This is a genomic window from Bradyrhizobium sp. SHOUNA76 (assembly GCF_023006445.1).
Lineage (GTDB): Bacteria > Pseudomonadota > Alphaproteobacteria > Rhizobiales > Xanthobacteraceae > Bradyrhizobium.
Genome location: NZ_JALBHA010000938.1, coordinates 1 through 1121 on the forward strand (window position 1 = coordinate 1; position 1121 = coordinate 1121).

Sequence of the window (1121 nt, forward strand, 5' to 3'; positions counted from 1 at the left end):
TGGAGCTCGCCCGCGCGATCGCCGGCCAGCCGCGCATTCTACTGCTCGACGAGACGCTCGCCGGCCTCGGCCATGGCGAGGCGGACGAGGTCGTCGCCGTGATCCAGCAGCTCGCGCGCGACGGCATGACCATCGCCATCATCGAGCACACGATGCAGGCCATGGTCCGCCTGGTCGACAGCTTCCTCGTACTCGACCACGGCGCCGTCATCACCGAGGGCCTGCCGGAAGTGGTGACGCGCGACAGCCGCGTGATCGAGGCCTATCTCGGCAAGAAGTGGGTGGGCCATGCTGCGAATTGAGGGATTGAGTGCAGGCTATTCGGCAAAGCCCGTCCTGAACGGCGTCTCGATCAATGTCGGCACGGGCCAGTTCGTCGCGATCGTCGGGCCCAACGGCGCCGGCAAGACCACGCTGTTCAAGACCATCTCCGGTATCGTCAAGCCGAGCGGTGGCGCCATCACGTTCGACGGCATCGACCTGCTCGCGGTGCCGCCGCCGCAGCGCGCCCATCTCGGCATCGCCCACGTCCCGGAGGGACGCCAGGTCTTCCCGTCACTCACCGTGATGGAGAATCTGGAAATGGGCGCGATGACCGAAAGCGGCCGCCGTGACTGGCAGGCCAATATCGAGCGCATCTTCGAATGGCTGCCGGTGCTGAAGGAGCGCCGCGATCAATTCGCCGGCACGATGTCCGGCGGCCAGCAGCAGATGCTCGCGATCGGCCGCGGCCTCGCCTCCTCGCCGAAGCTTCTGATGCTGGACGAGCCCTCGATGGGGCTCGCGCCCTCGACCGCGGACTTCATCTTCGAGCGGCTGATCGAGATCCGGCGCCAGGCCGGGCTGACCATGCTGCTGGTCGAGCAGCGCGTCGCGGAAGCGCTGGAATCCGCCGATCACGGCTATGTCCTCGAAGCCGGACACGTCGTGCTCGAAGGCAACAACGCCACGCTGCGCGCCGACGACCGCGTGCGCAAGGCATATCTCGGCATGTGACGATCATAAAAACAAGGACCAGGGAGCCAACAAAATGAACAAGACATCGAAGGGCAAGATATCGGCAGGACTGACGCGCCGGACCGTGCTGTCGGGCGCCGCCGCCGTCGGTCTCGCCGGCGTGG

General features: G+C 66.4%; 1 protein-coding gene and 1 pseudogene. Both read left to right on the forward strand.

Annotated elements, in window-relative coordinates; all coding sequences use genetic code 11:
• Positions 1–302, forward strand: a pseudogene (locus MOV74_RS38770) (branched-chain amino acid ABC transporter); the annotation flags it as partial.
• Complete coding sequence (locus MOV74_RS38775; RefSeq protein ID WP_246932860.1) at positions 289–996, forward strand: ABC transporter ATP-binding protein; 708 nt, start codon at positions 289–291, stop codon at positions 994–996. The pseudogene MOV74_RS38770 and the gene MOV74_RS38775, both read left to right, overlap by 14 nt.
• Positions 997–1121: the final 125 nt, after the last annotated feature.

Excerpts from the sequence above, each read along its gene's own strand:
- MOV74_RS38775 (WP_246932860.1), top strand. The coding sequence starts at position 289 with ATGCTGCGAATTGAGGGATTGAGTGCAGGCTATTCGGCAAAGCCCGTC.